Origin of the sequence: Candidatus Competibacter denitrificans Run_A_D11, from assembly GCF_001051235.1 — a bacterium.
Lineage (GTDB): Bacteria > Pseudomonadota > Gammaproteobacteria > Competibacterales > Competibacteraceae > Competibacter_A > Competibacter_A denitrificans.
The window spans coordinates 1-703 of the sequence record NZ_CBTJ020000075.1; the positions used below are offsets into that span (position 1 = coordinate 1).

The 703-nt window shown below is 59.6% G+C and carries 2 protein-coding genes; both read left to right on the top strand.

What is annotated here, in order from left to right; genetic code table 11:
• On the top strand, nucleotides 1–487 hold a 487-nt coding region (locus BN873_RS14020; protein WP_139031732.1), incomplete at its 5' end, for a response regulator.
• On the top strand, nucleotides 484–703 hold a 220-nt coding region (locus BN873_RS14025; RefSeq protein WP_048674871.1), incomplete at its 3' end, for an Hpt domain-containing protein. The genes BN873_RS14020 and BN873_RS14025, both read left to right, overlap by 4 nt.

Consider the following 703-nt stretch of genomic DNA (forward strand, 5'->3'; position numbering starts at 1 on the left):
TGACGTTTCTCCATCGGAATGGCGAGACCCGATAGAGGTGCCAGAAGAATGGGGTCGTGACGAGGACCTCCACCGAAGCGCTTTCTACCCTCATCGCCGCAGCGCTGACCCGATCCGGGTGCTGGTCGTCGACGATAATTTACCCAATCGGGTTTTAGTCAAGTCTGTGCTCATCGGGCTACAAGCGGAGGTGGTCCTCGCGGAAAGCGGTCCGGCAGCGCTGGCGGCGTGCCAATGGCATCGCTTTGATTTAATCGTGATGGATCTCATGATGCCGGGTATGAGCGGTTTGGAGACGACCCAACGCCTGCGGGCTTGGCAAGCCAACCCGAACCGGCGCGTGCCGATCATCGGCCTTACGGGAACCGCCAATGAGCAGCAATCGGCGCAATGGCGCACGGTGGGCATGAATGCATGCTTTGTCAAACCCATCAGCCCGGCCTTGATGCGCGACATTTTTCGCCAATGGGGGGTCCGCGACCGATGAAAGAAGCGTTGTCCGTCTTAGATTTAGCCGCTCTTGAAGCCTACCAGGGCAATGGACAGGCCCCTGAACTGGTAGAGGCCTTTTTAACCTCCTCACCGCCCCTTCTTGAGCGTTTGGCGCAAGCCTGCCAGGGCGGGGATCGCCGGATGATCTATCGATTTTGCCACACCTTGTTAGGGGCGGCGACCACGGTCGGGGCCCACGCGATGATCACGC